The sequence below is a fragment of the Bacillus sp. 37MA genome, assembly GCF_000372765.1.
Taxonomy (GTDB): Bacteria; Bacillota; Bacilli; order Bacillales; family Domibacillaceae; genus Domibacillus; species Domibacillus aminovorans.
In genome coordinates, this window is sequence record NZ_KB889752.1 from 849880 (window position 1) to 867488 (window position 17609).

General features: G+C 36.1%; 26 protein-coding genes, 1 pseudogene and 1 riboswitch. Of the genes and pseudogenes, 18 read left to right on the forward strand and 9 right to left on the reverse strand.

Going from position 1 to position 17609, the window contains the following annotated elements; all coding sequences use genetic code 11:
- Positions 1-230: 230 nt before the first annotated feature.
- A complete protein-coding gene (locus A3M5_RS0104640; protein ID WP_018392597.1) occupies positions 231-2288 on the reverse strand; it encodes an alkaline phosphatase family protein in 2058 nt (685 codons plus the stop codon).
- Between the two features lie 342 nt (positions 2289-2630).
- Between A3M5_RS0104640 and A3M5_RS26370 the strand changes: the two genes are divergently transcribed.
- The 5 genes from A3M5_RS26370 (at position 2631) to A3M5_RS22240 (ending at position 4228) form a co-directional block, all read left to right on the forward strand.
- Complete coding sequence (locus A3M5_RS26370; RefSeq protein ID WP_018392598.1) at positions 2631-2762, forward strand: hypothetical protein; 132 nt, start codon at positions 2631-2633, stop codon at positions 2760-2762.
- A 451-nt stretch (positions 2763-3213) separates the two neighbouring features.
- The gene (locus A3M5_RS0104655) at positions 3214-3459 is read left to right on the forward strand and encodes a hypothetical protein (protein ID WP_018392600.1); all 246 of its coding nucleotides are present in this window, start codon (positions 3214-3216) and stop codon (positions 3457-3459) included.
- Positions 3460-3555: 96 nt separating this feature from the next.
- Positions 3556-3723: a hypothetical protein gene (locus A3M5_RS25175; RefSeq protein ID WP_018392601.1), complete on the forward strand. Its 168-nt coding sequence runs from the start codon at positions 3556-3558 to the stop codon at positions 3721-3723.
- A complete protein-coding gene (locus A3M5_RS0104665) occupies positions 3720-3941 on the forward strand; it encodes a hypothetical protein (RefSeq protein WP_018392602.1) in 222 nt (73 codons plus the stop codon). Before A3M5_RS25175 ends, A3M5_RS0104665 begins: the two co-directional genes overlap by 4 nt.
- Before the next feature lie 71 nt (positions 3942-4012).
- Complete coding sequence (locus A3M5_RS22240; protein ID WP_018392603.1) at positions 4013-4228, forward strand: DUF1064 domain-containing protein; 216 nt, start codon at positions 4013-4015, stop codon at positions 4226-4228.
- Here the strand turns inward: A3M5_RS22240 and A3M5_RS24345 are convergent.
- Positions 4223-4393 (reverse strand): aspartyl-phosphate phosphatase Spo0E family protein, encoded by a 171-nt coding sequence (locus A3M5_RS24345; protein WP_018392604.1) that lies wholly within the window; start codon positions 4391-4393, stop codon positions 4223-4225. The genes A3M5_RS22240 and A3M5_RS24345 overlap by 6 nt on opposite strands.
- A gap of 162 nt (positions 4394-4555) precedes the next feature.
- Entirely contained in the window at positions 4556-4747 is a 192-nt protein-coding gene (locus A3M5_RS0104680) for a hypothetical protein (protein ID WP_018392605.1), read from the reverse strand.
- A gap of 165 nt (positions 4748-4912) precedes the next feature.
- Here A3M5_RS0104680 and A3M5_RS0104685 point away from each other — a divergent pair, with 165 nt between their 5' ends.
- On the forward strand, positions 4913-5206 hold the full coding sequence (locus A3M5_RS0104685) for a hypothetical protein (protein ID WP_018392606.1): 294 nt from the start codon (positions 4913-4915) through the stop codon (positions 5204-5206).
- A gap of 139 nt (positions 5207-5345) precedes the next feature.
- On the opposite strand, the gene A3M5_RS24350 is transcribed toward A3M5_RS0104685, so the two are convergent.
- Both A3M5_RS24350 and A3M5_RS24355 read right to left on the reverse strand, forming a co-directional pair.
- Positions 5346-5468 carry a YjcZ family sporulation protein gene (locus A3M5_RS24350; protein ID WP_018392607.1) on the reverse strand — a complete coding sequence of 41 codons (123 nt, stop codon included), beginning with the start codon at positions 5466-5468 and terminating at the stop codon, positions 5346-5348.
- Between the two features lie 1082 nt (positions 5469-6550).
- Complete coding sequence (locus A3M5_RS24355) at positions 6551-6721, reverse strand: aspartyl-phosphate phosphatase Spo0E family protein (protein ID WP_018392610.1); 171 nt, start codon at positions 6719-6721, stop codon at positions 6551-6553.
- A gap of 155 nt (positions 6722-6876) precedes the next feature.
- Between A3M5_RS24355 and A3M5_RS22250 the strand changes: the two genes are divergently transcribed.
- The 4 genes from A3M5_RS22250 to A3M5_RS23630 all read left to right on the forward strand — a co-directional run bounded on the left by A3M5_RS22250 (position 6877) and on the right by A3M5_RS23630 (position 8661).
- Positions 6877-7278: a COG3650 family protein gene (locus tag A3M5_RS22250; RefSeq protein ID WP_018392611.1), complete on the forward strand. Its 402-nt coding sequence runs from the start codon at positions 6877-6879 to the stop codon at positions 7276-7278.
- Positions 7279-7679: 401 nt separating this feature from the next.
- Complete coding sequence (locus tag A3M5_RS0104715) at positions 7680-7874, forward strand: hypothetical protein (RefSeq protein ID WP_018392612.1); 195 nt, start codon at positions 7680-7682, stop codon at positions 7872-7874.
- A gap of 172 nt (positions 7875-8046) precedes the next feature.
- Positions 8047-8253 (forward strand): hypothetical protein, encoded by a 207-nt coding sequence (locus A3M5_RS0104720; protein WP_018392613.1) that lies wholly within the window; start codon positions 8047-8049, stop codon positions 8251-8253.
- A gap of 219 nt (positions 8254-8472) precedes the next feature.
- A complete protein-coding gene (locus A3M5_RS23630; protein WP_026221585.1) occupies positions 8473-8661 on the forward strand; it encodes a hypothetical protein in 189 nt (62 codons plus the stop codon).
- A 52-nt stretch (positions 8662-8713) separates the two neighbouring features.
- On the opposite strand, the gene A3M5_RS0104730 is transcribed toward A3M5_RS23630, so the two are convergent.
- A complete protein-coding gene (locus A3M5_RS0104730) occupies positions 8714-9157 on the reverse strand; it encodes a MarR family winged helix-turn-helix transcriptional regulator (RefSeq protein WP_018392614.1) in 444 nt (147 codons plus the stop codon).
- 120 nt (positions 9158-9277) lie between these two features.
- Here A3M5_RS0104730 and A3M5_RS0104735 point away from each other — a divergent pair, with 120 nt between their 5' ends.
- From A3M5_RS0104735 to A3M5_RS0104740, 3 genes and pseudogenes are all read left to right on the forward strand, one after another.
- Entirely contained in the window at positions 9278-9865 is a 588-nt protein-coding gene (locus tag A3M5_RS0104735) for an NAD(P)H-dependent oxidoreductase (protein ID WP_018392615.1), read from the forward strand.
- 197 nt (positions 9866-10062) lie between these two features.
- Positions 10063-10361 (forward strand): annotated as a pseudogene (locus tag A3M5_RS24360) (winged helix-turn-helix transcriptional regulator).
- Between the two features lie 493 nt (positions 10362-10854).
- Positions 10855-11508 carry an MIP/aquaporin family protein gene (locus tag A3M5_RS0104740; RefSeq protein WP_018392616.1) on the forward strand — a complete coding sequence of 218 codons (654 nt, stop codon included), beginning with the start codon at positions 10855-10857 and terminating at the stop codon, positions 11506-11508.
- A gap of 1 nt (position 11509) precedes the next feature.
- Here the strand turns inward: A3M5_RS0104740 and A3M5_RS26560 are convergent, their stop codons facing one another.
- Complete coding sequence (locus A3M5_RS26560) at positions 11510-11626, reverse strand: immunoglobulin-like domain-containing protein (RefSeq protein ID WP_332455456.1); 117 nt, start codon at positions 11624-11626, stop codon at positions 11510-11512.
- A 585-nt stretch (positions 11627-12211) separates the two neighbouring features.
- A riboswitch (TPP riboswitch) is annotated at positions 12212-12315 on the forward strand.
- 108 nt (positions 12316-12423) lie between these two features.
- Between A3M5_RS26560 and tenA the strand changes: the two genes are divergently transcribed.
- The 4 genes from tenA to A3M5_RS0104765 are packed head-to-tail and all read left to right on the forward strand — an operon-like array spanning position 12424 to position 16004.
- Positions 12424-13107, forward strand: a complete 684-nt coding sequence (tenA, locus tag A3M5_RS0104750) for a thiaminase II (RefSeq protein WP_018392618.1) — start codon at positions 12424-12426, stop codon at positions 13105-13107.
- The gene (locus tag A3M5_RS0104755) at positions 13107-13703 is read left to right on the forward strand and encodes an ECF transporter S component (protein WP_026221586.1); all 597 of its coding nucleotides are present in this window, start codon (positions 13107-13109) and stop codon (positions 13701-13703) included. Before tenA ends, A3M5_RS0104755 begins: the two co-directional genes overlap by 1 nt.
- Positions 13681-15270 carry an ABC transporter ATP-binding protein gene (locus A3M5_RS0104760; protein WP_026221587.1) on the forward strand — a complete coding sequence of 530 codons (1590 nt, stop codon included), beginning with the start codon at positions 13681-13683 and terminating at the stop codon, positions 15268-15270. Before A3M5_RS0104755 ends, A3M5_RS0104760 begins: the two co-directional genes overlap by 23 nt.
- Positions 15267-16004, forward strand: coding sequence for an energy-coupling factor transporter transmembrane component T family protein (locus A3M5_RS0104765; RefSeq protein ID WP_018392621.1), 738 nt, complete (start codon positions 15267-15269; stop codon positions 16002-16004). Before A3M5_RS0104760 ends, A3M5_RS0104765 begins: the two co-directional genes overlap by 4 nt.
- Positions 16005-16500: 496 nt before the next feature.
- Here the strand turns inward: A3M5_RS0104765 and A3M5_RS0104770 are convergent, their stop codons facing one another.
- Positions 16501-16728, reverse strand: a complete 228-nt coding sequence (locus tag A3M5_RS0104770) for a hypothetical protein (protein ID WP_018392622.1) — start codon at positions 16726-16728, stop codon at positions 16501-16503.
- A 219-nt stretch (positions 16729-16947) separates the two neighbouring features.
- Complete coding sequence (locus tag A3M5_RS0104775) at positions 16948-17178, reverse strand: hypothetical protein (RefSeq protein ID WP_018392623.1); 231 nt, start codon at positions 17176-17178, stop codon at positions 16948-16950.
- A gap of 207 nt (positions 17179-17385) precedes the next feature.
- Between A3M5_RS0104775 and A3M5_RS0104780 the strand changes: the two genes are divergently transcribed.
- The gene (locus tag A3M5_RS0104780; protein WP_018392624.1) at positions 17386-17604 is read left to right on the forward strand and encodes a hypothetical protein; all 219 of its coding nucleotides are present in this window, start codon (positions 17386-17388) and stop codon (positions 17602-17604) included.
- Positions 17605-17609: the final 5 nt, after the last annotated feature.

The following is a 17609-nucleotide window of genomic DNA, read 5'->3' on the forward strand; positions in this document are numbered from 1 at the left end:
ATCATAAATTTTCACAAGAATAGAAACCATTCTGATCAATCTTTGTTTCAAAATGGTTTCTTATTGTTTATTGCCAAATTAGGATTTGCTGCCCCCTTTTTTATCAAACTTTATTCAAAAGCTACAAACGATATTATTCCTCTCTTCACGAAAGGAATAAAAGGAGAATTAATGAAAAACAGGTACCATTTTCTTCAATAAGAAAAATGGTACCTGTTTTTCAACTTTTCTTATTTTTTGTCTTGAAATAGTCCTGTCGGGATTTTTGCTTCCCAATTTTCAGGGATGTCCAGACGTAGTGCACGGGCTACGATGGCTGCAGTATCAACCACTTCTACTTCATCAGACAACACGGTACCAGGTTTAATCGATTTTCCTTTTGCTGCCCAAAAAACAGTCTGTTCTTCAGGGGAGCTTCCGCCATGACCACCAGAACTTGTCCCGCCATGATCAGCAGTCAGGATGATTAGCGTATCCTCCGTCAGTCCTTCTTCTTCTAAAGCTTGGACAATTTGACCAACATACTGATCCGCTTTTTGTACTTGCTCATAAAATTTGGGGGTGTAATAGCCATTACCGTGACCGGCACCATCCACCTCATCCAAATGAACAAAAATGTTACGAGTGCTTTGACCTTTTGTTTTAATATAGTCCACAGTTTTTTTTGTCGTAGTTTCATCATTCCCACCATTTACTTTATATGCACCTGCAGAATCTTCAATGATTCCTTTGTTGATCGGTGACCATGTGGTGAAGGAAGCTTGTTGGAGCATAGGACGCTCTTGTTTCAGCATTTTCATATAGGACGGATAAGGATTTTTCTCAGGATAAGGATTTTTATTTACAATATCGTTGGTTAGTTGATGTTTTGAAGGACCGACTCCATGAAACATGGATCCCCAGTTTTCTGCACTTATCGTCGGTAGCATTGCTTTTGCTTCATATGTTCCAGCACCTTCGCTTATTAGCTTCTGAATATTTTTTGCGTTTGCTTGTGGGTCTTTTACTGCATTCCCAGCCCCATCGATTCCGATGAATACAACCCGCTTGTAAAGAAAATCTTTCTTGTAAGGAGCCAACTTATCTTTCATCATTTGTACATCAGCGCGATTTACTTTTTTATCATCGTTAATATCCGCTTTTTGAGCTTGTTCCCAACGATTGTCACCTTCACGGCTATTTTGGTTTTTCAGGATGATTTTTAAATCATCATTCGTTAACAACCCATCTCCCGACACATCAATAGAGTTAGATACATGTACCTTGGCTGTCGCTGTTTTGCCACCATCAACGGTTTTGACCGTGATCGTTGCGTCGCCTGGCTTCCCAGCAATGATAGTGGGGCGCTGGTTGATCATTTCTATCTTCGCTACCGTTGTATCACTAGAGATCCATTCGACCTCTTTTACCGTCGCATCAATTGGAGAGACCGTAGCTGTCAGCGGCATAGGTGCACCCGCTTTCAGGTTGACGTTAGTCTGATCCAGCGAGACGGATTCTACTAAAGTGGGTGGAAGGGGAGGAGCGCTATCGTACATGGCGCGGACTTTCGATTCGCTCAAGACATTTTGATACATTTGAAGCTCATCAACTTGTGCAGTCAGAGTAGAACCGTATTTTCCTGTACCATCTTGACCAATTTTGGTCGTATAGGATGAGTCAAGCGTTCCTTTCATTCCGGAGATATCGACTGTTTTAATCAGGCTTCCGTCTTTATAAAAGCGGGCGCTTCCGTTTTTTCGGTCGTGCGTGACAACGATATGATGCCACAAATTGTCGGCAACATTCGGCATGCGATAATCTAATCGCCCGCTCCCAGATGTTTTGTAGTTCCAGATGAGTTCACCCGAACCGTTCACGGCCAAAATCCACCCGGTGTTGCTTCCGGAATTCCAGTCCTTATTTGAAATAATGGAAGGGTCGCCCTTGATTCCTTCCGATTTGATCCAGAAGGCAACAGAAAAATCTGTACTTTCACCGAAACGGAACCCGTCGCGATTGCCCAAGTCTACATATTGTCCTGGGGATCTAAATTTAATGGCTTGTCCGATACGCCCCTTAACAAATTCGGGATTGCCGAAGACCGAAGGAGTTACGACGCTTGAAGAGTTATCGTTCGCATTGTTGTCAAATTTTAAGTCTAGAACGGTTTCTTCATTAGCAAATGCAATGGAAGACGTCCCATGGGATAAGACATTATATGGGATATCTGTACTAGTTACAGCAAACGACATCGCCATGGATAATGTTGTACCCACTACTACTTTTTTAAACATGTTAGATTTCATTCATTTTACCTCCAATTTAAAATAATGTTACATGTCAATTGTAAAGAGGGAATGTAAATAAATGAGTTGATTTCTGTAAAATTTCCTTAAATGTTTGTAAAAAACCATAATAAACAACGAAAACAGTCATTGTAATCTTTAAAATTAATTTGTTTCATGTTGTTTTTTGAATCGATTTCATAATAGGGAAACTGAAGAAATAAAACAACGAAATCAACGAAAAATATTAAATTTAACCATTTTCTTGAACTAATGGGCCAGTTTAATTTAACAAGAACTTTATATTAAGTGGAAAAAATTGTGATATGATATTATTAAAAATTAGGATTTGGAAGTGAGAATATGAAGAGAAAAATCGATGTTTTATCTCTTCTTGTTTTAGGTTTGGCAATAACATTTTTCTATTTTCAAGGGAACAGTGTCGATGCAAAAGGTAGAAATGAACTCGAAGCAAATATGATTACATCTCAGTAATTCATTTAAAGCAAATAAAATAAGAGTTTAATTATTCAAGTAACTGGGGGCTATTTTGGAATAAGGGATTGTTATGGAAAAAAATTTTTTATTTTTCTGATGTGGTAGTAATATTAAAGACAATTGCTCCAATAGAATGGAGGGAAAATTTATGGATATGGATACTGATATTAATAAAGCAAAGAAAAGGTTTCGCAAAAGAATTGGGCTTCCAATAAGTAAAAGCCGTATCAGTCATTATACTGGTACGGCTTTTTTACAATGTAAGTAAATGTTTTGGGCGGAGTCTTGCCACTTTAGATTAAGGCTCTGTTATAGAGCATTCAATCTAAAACTCTTTTGTTGAACTTGAACTAGCTAAAAATGCAGTATCAATTAACTTTTTATTATGTTACATAGTATCGATAAAAAAAATGGATACTAAATTTGAAAGCTAAAAGGAGTGATACTTATGGCAATGTGTCCTTTATGTAATTCATTAAAAGTATTAGAAATGTATTGTCCAAAATGTAATTCTCAATTAGACGATTCAGGTAAGGTATCAGATTTTTTAGACCCTTACGGTCATTATAATGATGAAGAGACTGTAAAAATGGGTGATGGCTATCCCAATACAGCTAAAAATCAGATTTGTCCTCATTTAATGGTCTGTAATAAGTGCGGATATGATGTGGTGAAGTTCGTACAAGAAGAATAGCTGATTAAAATTGCTGACATTAACCAATACGAAAGTATGAATTTAGCTGAATAAACCTTTAAAGGCAACGACACCTAGAAAGGGATGTTGCCTTTTTTGTACAAAAAATACGCTTGCTACACTACCCGCATCCAATTGACAGGAAAGGTGATGACGAGTGAACAAATGATATTGGCCGTCGGTAATACAAGTCCAATGGAATTGATTAGAGGCATCCGGATGTTTGATAAATATGTGGACCTGCAGAGAGGGGGAGCGGAGTGAACGAAATCAAAGGATACTATGATTTAACCAAAGCCCAGCGTAAATTGATTTGGTATGCGCAACGAAAGCATTTGTCGGCGATTAGCTCGAAAGAACGTGACGTGGCACAGGCAGCATTCAAAAGGTTGGATGGAATGAGCAGGACGCTTGTGTCAAGGTACATTATGCCGCGGATGGGACGCGGTATTGAGGAAATAACAAATATAATAATAACATAATTAACAGTATGTAAAATTCAAATAATAAAATGAAAAGAACAAAGTTATAAATAAAAAGAGGACGTTTCTAAATGAGAGTGTGTAATTGGAACGCGAAGAAAACATTTGTATACGGCATTCTTTTTGACAGCAAAGCCGAAGCCGATTATTACAAGCTTCTTCTGGCAGATCCAGCTGTTGAAAAGGTGGAAGTACAGCCAGTATTCGATGTGATTTCTTCAAGCCGAGTTACATGCTATCGCTGTAATGGATCAGGACGTCGAACAAGCCTAAAAGATGATTTATAATCTTGAATTATTTAATCGATCATATTCATTTAATAATGCATCAAGCATTTGGCTTGTTTCAACGACTTCTGGGTCAGATAGGGATTTTTCTTTTGTAAGTTCATTGAGATACGTTCTTAATTTTTCAATTTGAGTATTGATGCCTTTGAGCTTATTATCGCTCATAATTTTTTCCTCCAAATTTTTTCTTAGCTTTTATAACGGAGAATGAATTATACATTGCTCATTAAAAACCTAGAAGTATTTATTTTCATAGTAATGCACAGTACGAGAAATCAGTTGCATTTAAAGAATTAAAGCCCCACTCGAAAATAGGGCTTCAAAACATTATTCTTTGGTTCGATTTTCATTGATCCACCAATCAATATGGTCCAAATCAAAAATAACAAGGCTGTTAATAGGTCTTTTGTGAGGAATTTCCCTTTTTAAAATTAGATCATGAATTTCCTCTTCAGTTAGTGGAAAGTTGATCGAATCAAGGTAAGAAATTAATTGATTGATTCCTTGTATTCTTCTCATTTAATCACCTCCCACCAAGATTTCTCTAAACCTTAAAGATAGTAGAGAAAACTTTGTGTAAAGGATAAACGAGAGGACCATAGTATTTGTTATATACCCATTTATCAAATGAATATTCCTACTTAACAGGTCGACGAAAATGTGAACTGAAAAGGAGTGACAGCCTTGAAAGCAGGCGATTGGGTTTTAGCAGCGTCTGGCCGATACTGGTATATGAGTTATATAGATGGCTTTTCGCAAGATTTAGAAACGGTGCATGTTACGAAAATAGCTAGATTTATAAGTGGAATTCCTGAATACATCCAGCCGGCACCGGCTACCTGCTCATTGAACTTAATTATGCAGTTGGAATCGTCTCTTTTGAAAGAAGATTATGACAGCCTTATCGATTTAGCGATCATAACTGCGGATAAGGAATGGTTCTTTGAGTTAAGAGAAAGGATTCTGCAGGATGCGTAAAACGTTCACAAATATTGAATGAAAAAAGCGGCTGTATTTACTATATACAGTCGCATAACATTATATTGGTGGCTACAGTAGAGAGAGAAGGCAAGAGCTAAATTAATTCAAAAGGGTCTTACGGATAAAGGTTTGGTACCTAGCAGCATCCGCCACCCATGTAAGATGCTCCAATGATGATTAAAAGAATGAATAAGACAACAACTAGCGCAAAGCCTGATCCATATCCAGATCCAGAGTCATTACAGTTTTCGGAACTCATAATTATCACCTCCTTGTTGATTATAGTATGAAAAAATTCAATGGAATCTTGTACAAATGGTCCTATAAAAATAAAAAGTGTTATCTGTAGCGAGGACAAGGGCAACAATTCATTTGGTAACAAGGGTCCATAACAACATTTCTTTTCACGGTCGATCGTTACCGCGGTTATGACGAATACGAATGAATTAAGCAGCAAAGAAAGGCAGCTGAGGCTAGTCGGTACGGTAATAGTCATTTCAATAGGATGTTTAAATATGTCGGAGAAAAATAAAAAGCCAGAATAATTCTGGCTCAAAACGGCTGACTGTTTCATAAGAAAAAAGTAATCAAATTAAAAAATACCTTTTAAAAGCTCCAAGGGTTGTTGCCATTGCCATGCAGAGATGAGTTGATTCAAAATTAGAAAAAGGTTAGGAAACACTCGAGATACAATTATTACGATCAATACAAGAATAATTAGGCCTAAACAACCGCATCCATATTCTGGGATGATAAAAAATAAAATTGCTAGAAGTATTAGACTAATAATTAAATACGTCACAATGGATACTCCTTTTATGTGAAAACTGAGTAAATTTGGGTTAGTTACTAGTCATACCCAATGGGAAAAAAATTAAACAAAAAGAATACTGTGGAAACAGAAATCAAGCACAAAATCTTATATAAGAGGTGTAAGGGAGAGTGATCAACAGTAGACATATAAGGAGGATGAAATCAGTGGATGAAGTGCAAAAATTCAATTCAGAAAATAGTCATCAACTAGGATACATCATGATGGCAGAAGAAATCCCGATGAAAATCAAAGTGGAAGTGGAAATTTAAACAAAAAAACAGCCAGATTAATACCTGACTGTAAAAGAATTGGAATTTAGAGGATTGACATAAAGCAGTAACAGTATGCCCGTATCAGAAAAGTTTATGCAAAGAGGAACTATTTTATATTTTGCAATAAAAAAATAGCCAGGTTGCCCTGACTAAAACGAGTGGAAGGAACTTACTTATGAGAAAACCTAACACAATAACAGTTTAACCAATCTAGAGACACTTATACAAAAAATGATATTTATTCGCGATAGATTTTTAAAGTCTGCTTTGCAATTGAAATTGGAGAATTAATTTGTCTAGCTCCTCGCTATATTTAAGGGTTTCGATATCTGTAAATCCCTTTTTTAAACCAGAGGCTATCATTAACTCGCGAATATCGTTAATTTGGGTGGATAAGTCATCTAAATTTAACTGAGTAGATAACATTACATCTCTCCTGTGCGAGTTTGTTTATTAAACATAATAGAAGCTATCATAAAATAATCTAGAGAGAATTACCATGTATTCGACAAAATATCTAGAAATATTACATTCTTTTGTTGAGCTAAAGAAAATATAAAAGGCCAGGACTCTGCCCAGCTGTGATATATATCAAGGTTAGGTACTATTATAATCGGATTGATATTAATGGAGACGGTGTACCAGAAGTAATCGTATATCTTGTCGGTCCTTTCGTTTGCGGAACTGGTGGATGCAGTCTAGTCATTTTTAAACAACTCAACCAAAGCTACCAACTCATCTCCAGTTTTACGCTAGTAAACAATCCAATTATCGTAAGCCGCAATAAAACAAACGGATATAACGATCTGATTATGTTTGTATCTGGGGGAGGGATAGAACCATATTATGCGGAGATTAAATATAGAGCTAATGGATATCCATCAAACTCTTCTGTTCAGCCCGAAGTAAGGCCGGGTACGAAGGTAACGGAAATTGCCGTTATATCAGATGACATATCAACGAGTCCAGGAATTCAATTTTAATAAAAAAGCAGTTTCCCTCTTTAACAAGAGTATTGGGGTGGTTATGCAAGACATAACACTAATATGACAAAAAGCAACTATTCCAGGGCAAGAATAGTTGCTATAGAAGAAATGGAAAAGGCGCTAGGAGGAAGAAAAGGCTCCTATTTATATTTAATCTATGCAACAACGATTCAAACTGTGAAAATTCAATCAGTTAAATGAACAATACGACAATATTTCGATATAAAAAAGCCAGGTTACCCCAGCTTTAATTATTCGAAATGAACATAGCAAAATGTTCCGATTGAAAGCAGTATAACCATTAATGAGAAAATAATGCAAAAAATCCAGGAAAAGTACCCAGCATAGAGGGGGGATGATTCCTTTTGTCGAAATGTAAGGCGAAGGGAGGTGTTACTATGTCGCAGGATGTATTGTTAACGAAGTTAAAAGAAGCAGGCGGAAATCACTTAGTTATCGGTTGTGACACGGAAGAAGATATGAATGCTAAATACTTAGCAGCTTCAAAGCTACAAGATGATGGAATAATCGAAATAATAGACATTGCTAAAAATGACGACAGCACATTCAGTATTAAAGCTCGTGTACTATAACGAAAGAATAGTGTAGAAGCATCCTATGGGATGCTTTTTTCATGACTAAAATACACAAAGCAAATAGCATAAGGGGTTGATACGATGCGATGTGAAACATTTGTAGTGTTCTTCTACATTGCAGGAAATTGTCTGATTTTGTCGAATCATATAAGGGAGAGGAGATGGTATTTTGAAAGCGGTAGTAAAGCTTAAAAATGGTAAGGTTTTTGCTTATAATTCTATTGAAAATTATGATCCGAGTGAAACGGAAGGCCCGTTTATCGATGTCCTAATAGCAGGGATTAAGAATAAATCAGGGGATTCTAAATTTGAGAATACCACTGGTGAAAGAACATTTTCAGCTGCTGATATTTATTCTATAGAACTTATAATGTAATTATACAAGCATCTTCCGGGGTGCTTTTTTCTATATGAGATTGATGATAGGTATGTATTGATTCCAGAAAGTGAGATAAACAAAGAGTTAAAAAGGAGTATAGTTGAATTAGAGAAGTGTTGAATTAGGGAAGTTAGGAGAAGAACGGAGTAAAGTTCTTCAAAGAAAATATGTAAACGAATTTAAAAGCCAGGAAAAACAGAACTTAAGAGTGTGGGTTTGCAGAGACATTGTGGAGACGAAATAGAAGGCTTAACTTCTGAAAAATGTTTAGAAAAAGAGTACCGTTCTCAAATAGCAATCGATTACGATGGCCCAAAGTTTGATGAAGATTTTTATGCGGCTACCATTGAGTTATGGCATTACTTTGAACTTGAGGATTATGAACAGACAAGCTCTTCCTATTAGGAGAAGAGCTTATCGTCGTTTTACGGTACCACACGATACGCCTTTACGCCTATCACAATGATTTACCAGAATAAAACACTTTTGAGTGAAGCACATCCAGAGCGCGGTCGATTTCTTCCAACTCTTCTTCAGAAGCATCCTTTATCCGTTGCAGGAAACGGGCTTCTATACGTTTAAAGGCTTCGTTCATAATGGCTTCCCCATCTTTGGAAAGACGGATATATTGCTTTCGTCGATCTTCGGCAACGGCAAATTTTTCGCATAGCTTTTTTTCGCTTAGTTTTTTCAGTTCACGACTCGTGTTCGGCATGGACATATGCTGACAATCACTAATTTGACTAAGGGTAACAGGCTGACTAACCGCTATATATTCAAGAATACTATATTGAACGGGGGTAATGGCATCGGATTTAACATCTTTTGTAATTTCATGTGACACTTGATGAACAGCGGTAGTAAAGGCCACAAATTTATGAAAAAAAGCTTTTTTGTCCACAGGGATCACCTCCTATTGACACGATAACAAAATGATTATCAAAAAACAATTATCATTTGACAACTAAAAATAGGGTGTGCTACGATTTATTTATCAAATGATAAGTAAAGAGGTGGTACGATGAAAGCACTGGTTATTTATACGCATCCTAATCATCAGAGCCTAAGTTATGCATTTTTGAAAAAAGTCATGCAAGGAAGTAGTGAGAACCCCAATATAGCGGAAATAAAGGTGCTAGATTTATATGAGAAGGAGTTTAATCCGATCCTGGTTTTCAATGAGAAAAAACGCAGAAGGGATATACACTCCGATCCCCAACTTGAAAAATATCGAGAACAAATTATTTGGGCCGATAAAATAGTTTTCGTGTATCCGATCTGGTGGGGACGACCTCCCGCTATGCTTATGGGGTATATAGACCAAATGTTTGCCTCAGACTTTGCCTACAAAGATAAGGGTGGACTTCTGCCAGAAGGACTTTTGAAGGGGAGATCGGTTGTTTGTATTTCAACGATGAAGGGACCTACAAATTATCCGCTTCTCTGGTTGAATAATGCACATAAAATATTGATGAAAAGAGCCTTATTTAATTTTGTAGGAATCAAAAAAGTGAAGTTTTTTGAATTTGGCAATATGGAAAGTCCTAAGGGAAAACAAATAAAGAAATTAGAAAAAGTTTATCGTTATTTCAGAAAAGTAGACTGTTAAGAAAAACGTTTTCGTTACTTTTTAAATGGTTGGTACTGAATTTTTTAATAAAGTAGAAATGTTTCTTTAGAAGACGAAAACGCTAATTCATCAAATTATGAAAAGAAGCCGTCCGGAATAAATTCCAAAGGGCTTCTTTTCCAAACAAGTTTTCACGTTATCATGATTATCATTGTGAAAAAGAATATACCTTATCAATTATTAGTGGAAAATGGAAAGTTGTTGTTTTGTGGCATTTAGGTGTAGAAGGGCCACATCGCTTCAGCGAACTTCAAAGGCTTTTCCCAAAAATATCCTATAAGATATTAACAAATCAATTACGTGAACTCATAGATGATGGAATTGTTCATAGAGAAGTGTATCCAGACATTCCTCCGAAAATCGAATATTCAATGACTGACATTGTATGACGTTATTACCAATCGTTGAGATGATGTATGAATGGGGAAAAATGAGAATAGATCAAATTAAACAAGAAAACAACTATTTTGAATAAGAAAAATAACGAGATCGTTTTCAGTTATATAAAATGCCTGTCCTTTAAACGATAGATATATATTAGATATTTTGTTATGTGTGAGATTTCGGGCTTAATCCTCACTTATATTAAAAAGGCAGAAAGGGAAAAAAGGTTTATTTTGTTCAACAATCGGGCGCTTTAATTGAGGAAGGATCACAGAAATGATCAAACTTTTTTATAAAAGAATGATCCAATTGAGTATAGAAAGAGCGTGTTTTGATCAAACTTTATTTCAAAGCAACAAAAGCGACCGATCACCAGAAAAGGAGGACAATATATCTGCAAATTACTTATTATATAAAAATAGTATTGACAATTATTGTACCTTTTAATATTATAATAATTGATAATGATTATCATTTTCATAAAAGGAGGAGAATGTACATGTTATAAAATACTTAGTTTCTTAAGGTGGCTTTTTAGTTTAAAATTTCTGATTTTTTAAAATAGGAGGAATTAATTTTTAATTATGAATACGGGAATAACTCAGAAAAAATTAATTGCGGAATTTATTGGTACTTACTTTTTAGTATTCGCCGGTACTGGAGCTATTATCAGTAACACATTGACAGAAAGTTTAACACATATAGGCATTGCCCTAACATTCGGCTTAGTCGTTATAGCGTTAATTTATACGTTTGGTCACGTTTCTGGCGCTCATTTTAATCCTGCTGTAACGATTGGATTTTTAGTTAGTCGAGATATTTCTATAAAAGAAGCTATTCAATATATTATTGTTCAGATCATTGCAGCTATTGCAGCAAGTTCAACTTTATTGGCGATGTTCGGTAATGTAGCTAATTTAGGAGCGAATATGCCTAGATATTCATGGCAGCAATCATTTGTATTGGAATTTATACTTACCTTTTTATTAATGATGGTCATATTTGGATCAGCCGTTCATGGAAAAGCAGTAAAATCCTTTGCAGGTATTGCTATAGGTTCAACAATAGGTTTAGAATTAATGTTTGCTGGACCTATAAGTGGGGCATCAATGAATCCTGCTCGTGATATAGGTCCAGCGCTTATGTCTGGACAATTAGAATATTTATGGATTTATATTGTAGCTACAACATTAGGAGCTATTGTAGCTGCCATCATTTATAAATTGCTTCATGAATAGATTACTGAGGATGAATAATTGCTTCTTCAGTAAAAGATTCAGCTTTCATAGGAACATTATACCATACATCTTCAATTTTCTTTTCAAGAAAGACTTGAGTACCAGTCGAATACTCCATACCGCTAGCATTCTTAATATTAATTATGATTTTAAAAGAAATGGTCTCGTTGGCTACCGCGAAAAATGGAATGAATTTGATTTTCCGTTAAGTGCATATTTGAAACTAAAACATGCTGTTATTTATCGAAACAAATACCCATCAGCAGAAGTGATGGGAGAGCAGAGTGAGGAAATGTGAAGCAGTCTGAAAGATGAAATGGAATTATTGCTACAAGAAATCCATTAATCTTTTTATTCAACTAACGGGTGCATTAGTTTAAGAAACCAGACAAAAATCAATATTAGACCTTAACAGAGCACAATTCAAAAGAATTATGTTTTTGTCTTCCCATTTTAGGTAAAAAGTATCATTATTTACCTAAAATAATTTTGAGTCCAATTAATATTTTTTTCGGTAATATGTACCCTTGAACCAAATCGTTTGATAAATGGAAGTCCAAGTTTCTTCCCAAATATATAACTTATAACATCTAGGGATCTAAAAAATCAAATAGCATGTTCGTGTTGTCAGCTTCATGAAAATTTTTGGAATTTTGATTGACTTTATTAGAAAGCGTGTGTAGAGTAAATATTAAATTAATAGGAAGACCACTAGGGGAGTCATTTAATGGCTGAGACAGGAGTGATCCTGGACCCTTTGGACCTGATCTAGGTAATACTAGCGTAGGAAAGTGGAGTCTGTGTATGGATATATACAATTATTCTGCCGCTCCTTTTTTGGAGCGGCTTTTTCGTTTTTAATTTTTAGTCGCTTCATCTAGTGTCTTCCCATTTAACCAATAAGGGGGAAATAGTATGAGTTTTTCAGCAGAACTGAGGAAAGAAGCAACGCCTATCTTTAATGCGATTTTTGAACATCCTTTTGTACAAGGAATTGCCAATGGAGAATTAAAAAAGGAACAATTAATTCATTATGTTAAACAGGACTTTGAATATTTGAATTCCTTTACCAGAATCTATGGAATAGCGGTTTCAAAGTGTGAGAAACGTGAAGATATGGCTATGTTTAATCAGCAAATTTCATTTGTTTTAAACAGTGAAACCCATCCACATAATAATTTTTGTCAAGTTGCAGGTGTTCCATTTGAGGTATTACAAGGGTATCCGTTAGCTCCATCTGCCCTTCATTACACCCGTCATATGCTTACAGTTGCACATGAAGGAACATTAGGGGAAATTTTAGCTGTGTTATTACCATGTCCGTGGACATATTGGGAAATTGGAAAAAGATTATTAACTGAGGTTAATCCAGATCGTTCTCATCCATTTTATGAGTGGATAAATTTTTATGGTAATCGTACAGATTCGATAACACCAAAATTTTGTGCCCGTTTAGATGAGTGGGCAAAGGAAGCAACAGAGAGAGAAAAAGAAAAGATGAAAGAGCATTTCTTATTAAGTTGTCAGCTTGAATATATGTTTTGGGATATGGCCTATAAACTTGAAGAATGGCCTGTAAAAATGGAGGTAGTGAAATGATGGATTGGAAGATGAAAGAAGTCGTTCTTACTGTCATTCTAGCGGTGGCTTGTGGAGTGATCTATTTAGGATGGTCTACGCTTTGGATTCCGATTTCCGCTATTGTGGGGCCGACGGGTGCAGGTTTTATGTTTGGAATTTGGGTGATTGCTAGTCCAATAGTAGCGTATATAATCCGTAAACCAGGAGCTGCGTTTATTGCAGAGGTTGCAGCAGCAGCTGTTGAATTATTAACTGGAAGTCATTTTGGTCTATCAGCTCTTTTAATTGGTGTCTTTCAAGGTATTGGTTCAGAAATTGCATTCGCGATATTCAGATATAAACGCTACACTCTCTTTACATTAATGCTATCGGGGGCTCTTGCAGCGGTTGGAGGCATGATCTATAACTTAATGGCCAACGGTTTTGGATACTACACTACGGGAGTACTTTTTACCACGTTAGTAATTCATATCATTAGCGGAATGATTCTTGGTGGTTTGTTAGCGAAGGTAGTCGTGGACGCACTCGCAAAAACAGGTGTTTTAGAACAATATGAAATTATGAAGGAAAAAAGGAAAAGGGAAATCGGCAATGAAAATGTTTCTGGGATGTAAAGATCTTTCCATTCGCTTTTATAATCGATCTGAAAAAATACTCAGTAATATTACTTTGTCAATAAATAAAGGAGAGAAAGTATTAATACTAGGGCCTAGTGGGAGCGGGAAGTCTACTTTGATTTCCGCTCTTGCAGGGATTATCCCTGAGCATATTGAGGCAGAGTTAAGTGGTGAAGTATTTCTCAGGAAAGATGCTGGTGTGATGTTTCAAGATCCTGATTCTCAATTTTGCATGCTTCATGTGGATGAAGAGATTGCTTTTAGTCTCGAAAACCGATCAATTCCGCGAAAAGATATGGACAAAATGATTTCTGACTTGATGAATAAAGTAGGGCTAAAGATAGATAAAAAAACACCAATTGAAACACTATCAGGTGGGATGAAACAGAGATTGGCGTTAGCTTGTTTATTAGCATTAGAACCAGAAGTATTGTTCTTTGATGAACCAACAGCCCAACTTGACCCTGCTGGCAGGAACGAGATATTTGATTTATTGAATCAACTTGGCCAACAGACAAACCAAACGATGGTATTTGTAGAACATGTACTAGATGGCTGCATCGAATGGATGGATCGGGTCATTATCATAAATGAGAGTGGAGATATTATCGGGGATGGGGAGCCAAAAGAGATTCTGTTAAATTTTAATCATCAAATGGAAGAAGCGGGTATTTGGCGACCTAAGGTATTTCCAGAAAAATGGACGGAAGTTGTTCGAAATGACTCACACCCATTAGCGATCAAACTATCGAAAATGTATGGAAAGAAGCCGCTAGTAAAAACGAAAGAATACGGAAAAGAGGATATTTTTATCCGTACAGAAAATGTTGAGATTGGCTATGGGAAAAAGACAATAGTGAAAGACATTAATTTAAGAATACATAAAGGTGAATGGATTTCAATCGTCGGAGAAAATGGTAGTGGGAAAAGCACCTTCTTAAAAAGTCTTATTCGTTTGGAGCCGATAAAAAAAGGTAAAATTCACTTTCAAGATACGGAATTAAAAAAATGGTCAGATCGAGAATTATATGAAAAAGCAGGCTTTGTTTTTCAAAATCCAGAACTTCAATTTATAACAGATACTGTATTTGAGGAAATTGCCTTTGGCGGCCGACAACGAAATTGGCCTGAAGAGCTAATTAATACTAAAACAAAACAACTGTTACAGGAGTTTGGATTGGAATCTCATCATCATGCTCACCCTTTTACTCTAAGTTTAGGGCAAAAACGGCGGTTAAGTGTTGCGACGATGTTATTGTTTGATCAAGCTTTATTATTGCTTGATGAACCAACATTTGGTCAAGATGAAAAAACAGCTAGAGAACTTATTAAACGCTTAAAGGAGAGACAGGAACAGGGAACAACGATTGTCATGGTAACCCACGATATGGATGTAGTTGATGAATTTTCAGACCAAGTCATTCTCTTCAACAAGGGAAGAGTAACCTATCAAGGGACACCAAAGGGGTTATTTACTAATCAAACTATTTTACGTGAAAGTGCGTTAATTCCACCACTCCATTACCAGTTGATGCAGGCACGAAAGGAGTGTATTTTGGTATGAAGGCTAACGACTCATTCCTCGCTACTCTAAATCCTTCTTGCAAGCTATTTTCTCATTTTTTAGTTATGTTTCTACTAATGGCAATTTCAAATCCAAAAGTGACTTTTTTGATATGGTTAGTTGCTGTATTAATCGGCATTTTTTTAGGCGGATGGAGAATTACTTACCTTTTGAAAAGGCTTTTTCCTTATTTAGGTTTTTTTATTCTTGTATTTTGGATGATGGCGGCTTTTGGAGAAGGAGAAGAAACGATTTGGAAATGGGCCTGGTTCCATATTACTGAGGAGAGTATGAATCATGGCTTAACTATATCTTTGCGGATGTTAGGGTTTGTAACGTATGGATTATTATTTACCTCTACAACAGACTTAACGTTGTTCATTATGAGTTTAATTCATCAATGTAAACTGTCACCTAAATGGGCGTATGGGCTATTAGCGGGGTTCCGCTTTATCCCGCTATTCCAATCTGAACTAAGCCAAATGAAGACTGCTCATAAAGTCAGAGGGTATAAGCAAAAAAATAGATGGAAAGCTTTTATGAGGTACTCTTTACCGCTGTTTACTCAAGGAATAAGAAAATCAGAACGAATTGCTATAGCCATGGAAGCACGTGGATTTACGGGTACAAGGGACAGAACATATTATCAAACAACTAAAATAGTAACAAAAGACTGGGCCTATTCACTCTCTTTGTTAATAGTTGTACTGGGGGTTCTTATTTTTATTAAATGAAGTGGAAGTTAGGAGACGGCTTCAATGAAAATTCAAATATAGGATAACTACCCATAGTCTCCATTCCTGTTTAATATGAAAAACACTCGATTACTTAAACCTCATTTTGATTAGTAGCGGTGAACCGTACCATAAGTATATGAGGTTTCGGGTTTTGTTAAATGAAACAGTTTAACAAATTTTGTTGGGCTGTTTTTCTCCAGGTGCAGTGAAGTACGGCCAAGAATGGATATGGAGCTGCTAAACAATCAGGCGTACTTTAATGCGCTATGTTAGGCAACAGCTGACGGTATTGCAAAAGCGGTTGGTGTAGCTCCTAAAACGGAGAAGGCTGCCACGACAACGTCTAGCCTGTATCGTGTATATATAGGGCAGTTCACTTCGGGGGAAGCACGGGATAAAATTGCAAAGGCTGTTGGGTTTAAACCGATTGTATGAAAAGAAAAATGATAAACACGAGCATGCCCCGGTTACGCGTTTGCGGCCGGGGCTTTTTTCATTTTACAATCACTATTGGCAAAACCTCAACCTCGATTTTCTGCCAATCCGCAAAATTGATTTCATCTTCAAGGTACCAATTAAAGGTGCCTGGATCCCAATCATTTCCATCATCAACAATACTTTTTAAAATTTCATTGAAAAAAAGAGCTTCGGTCACTTCTTTACCTCTACTATTCCAAAGCCGATATAAACCGGGCTGCTTAACTGCTTCGAGCAATTTCATCATGAAAAACTCCTTTTCATTCATGATAACTATCTTCAATTAAACTACTATAAAGACTAGATAAATTTAATTTTACAGAAGCGAAAAATCCACCTGCTTATAATGATTGGACAGGTTCCTCTTTATAATGTAAAAAACTATCTCCTTCTATTAGATAAGGAAGAGGTGAGGGGCTTTGTCAAGATTATGTAAATAAAAAAGACCGGTCGAAGCCAGTCGTCATTGTTCAATAATCAATATTGGCAAAACCTCAATCTCAAATTCCTGCCAATCTGCAAAGTTAATCTCCTCTTGATGGTACCACTCAAAGAAGCCCGGATCCCAGTTAGTCTCCTGATTACTAATAAACTTTAAAATTTCACTGAAAAAAAGAGCGTCGGTCACTTCTTTCTCTTTGACATTCCATAACCGAAATAAACCATGAAATTTAACTGATTTGAGCAATTTCAAATGATCATCTCCTTTTCTTCGTTAAAAAACAATTTATTAAGCATAAAAATCACCTCTATCGCTAATATACCCAATAAATAAGACAGGCGTTTTACAACTCTATAATATTTCCATAAACTTTTAGTAAAGGAACGAAAATACGTTTGTTTTTATGTCGATTAAAGAACGTTTGTTTGGTGTGATGGAAATGGAGAAGGGGGCTGTAAAATGAATGGATTATTGCTTACGTCGTTGGAAGAGAAAATGCCAATTGAAATCATGTACATGGCTACGGATAATACGATCATGAAACGCCAAATCATCGTAACGGCGGCCAACCAGGATTATATTAAGGCTTATTGTTTTACTAGAAAGCAGACACGTACGTTTAAAAGATCGAACATTTTAGCAGCTGCCAATTTTAAATATAATTATATAATCATTTGAATTAG

What these genes read in the sequence shown, in the direction of transcription:
- A3M5_RS0104640 (WP_018392597.1), bottom strand. Translation starts at nt 2,288, where the DNA reads ATGAAATCTAACATGTTTAAAAAAGTAGTAGTGGGTACAACATTATCC.
- A3M5_RS26370 (WP_018392598.1), top strand. Translation starts at nt 2,631, where the DNA reads ATGAAGAGAAAAATCGATGTTTTATCTCTTCTTGTTTTAGGTTTGGCA.
- A3M5_RS0104655 (WP_018392600.1), top strand. Translation starts at nt 3,214, where the DNA reads ATGGCAATGTGTCCTTTATGTAATTCATTAAAAGTATTAGAAATGTAT.
- A3M5_RS22240 (WP_018392603.1), top strand. Translation starts at nt 4,013, where the DNA reads ATGAGAGTGTGTAATTGGAACGCGAAGAAAACATTTGTATACGGCATT.
- A3M5_RS24345 (WP_018392604.1), bottom strand. Translation starts at nt 4,393, where the DNA reads ATGAGCGATAATAAGCTCAAAGGCATCAATACTCAAATTGAAAAATTA.
- A3M5_RS0104680 (WP_018392605.1), bottom strand. Translation starts at nt 4,747, where the DNA reads ATGAGAAGAATACAAGGAATCAATCAATTAATTTCTTACCTTGATTCG.
- A3M5_RS24350 (WP_018392607.1), bottom strand. Translation starts at nt 5,468, where the DNA reads ATGAGTTCCGAAAACTGTAATGACTCTGGATCTGGATATGGATCAGGC.
- A3M5_RS24355 (WP_018392610.1), bottom strand. Translation starts at nt 6,721, where the DNA reads ATGTTATCTACTCAGTTAAATTTAGATGACTTATCCACCCAAATTAAC.
- A3M5_RS0104715 (WP_018392612.1), top strand. Translation starts at nt 7,680, where the DNA reads ATGTCGCAGGATGTATTGTTAACGAAGTTAAAAGAAGCAGGCGGAAAT.
- A3M5_RS0104735 (WP_018392615.1), top strand. Translation starts at nt 9,278, where the DNA reads ATGAAAGCACTGGTTATTTATACGCATCCTAATCATCAGAGCCTAAGT.
- A3M5_RS0104740 (WP_018392616.1), top strand. Translation starts at nt 10,855, where the DNA reads ATGAATACGGGAATAACTCAGAAAAAATTAATTGCGGAATTTATTGGT.
- A3M5_RS26560 (WP_332455456.1), bottom strand. Translation starts at nt 11,626, where the DNA reads ATGGAGTATTCGACTGGTACTCAAGTCTTTCTTGAAAAGAAAATTGAA.
- tenA (WP_018392618.1), top strand. Translation starts at nt 12,424, where the DNA reads ATGAGTTTTTCAGCAGAACTGAGGAAAGAAGCAACGCCTATCTTTAAT.
- A3M5_RS0104755 (WP_026221586.1), top strand. Translation starts at nt 13,107, where the DNA reads ATGGATTGGAAGATGAAAGAAGTCGTTCTTACTGTCATTCTAGCGGTG.
- A3M5_RS0104760 (WP_026221587.1), top strand. Translation starts at nt 13,681, where the DNA reads ATGAAAATGTTTCTGGGATGTAAAGATCTTTCCATTCGCTTTTATAAT.
- A3M5_RS0104765 (WP_018392621.1), top strand. Translation starts at nt 15,267, where the DNA reads ATGAAGGCTAACGACTCATTCCTCGCTACTCTAAATCCTTCTTGCAAG.
- A3M5_RS0104770 (WP_018392622.1), bottom strand. Translation starts at nt 16,728, where the DNA reads ATGAAATTGCTCGAAGCAGTTAAGCAGCCCGGTTTATATCGGCTTTGG.
- A3M5_RS0104780 (WP_018392624.1), top strand. Translation starts at nt 17,386, where the DNA reads ATGAATGGATTATTGCTTACGTCGTTGGAAGAGAAAATGCCAATTGAA.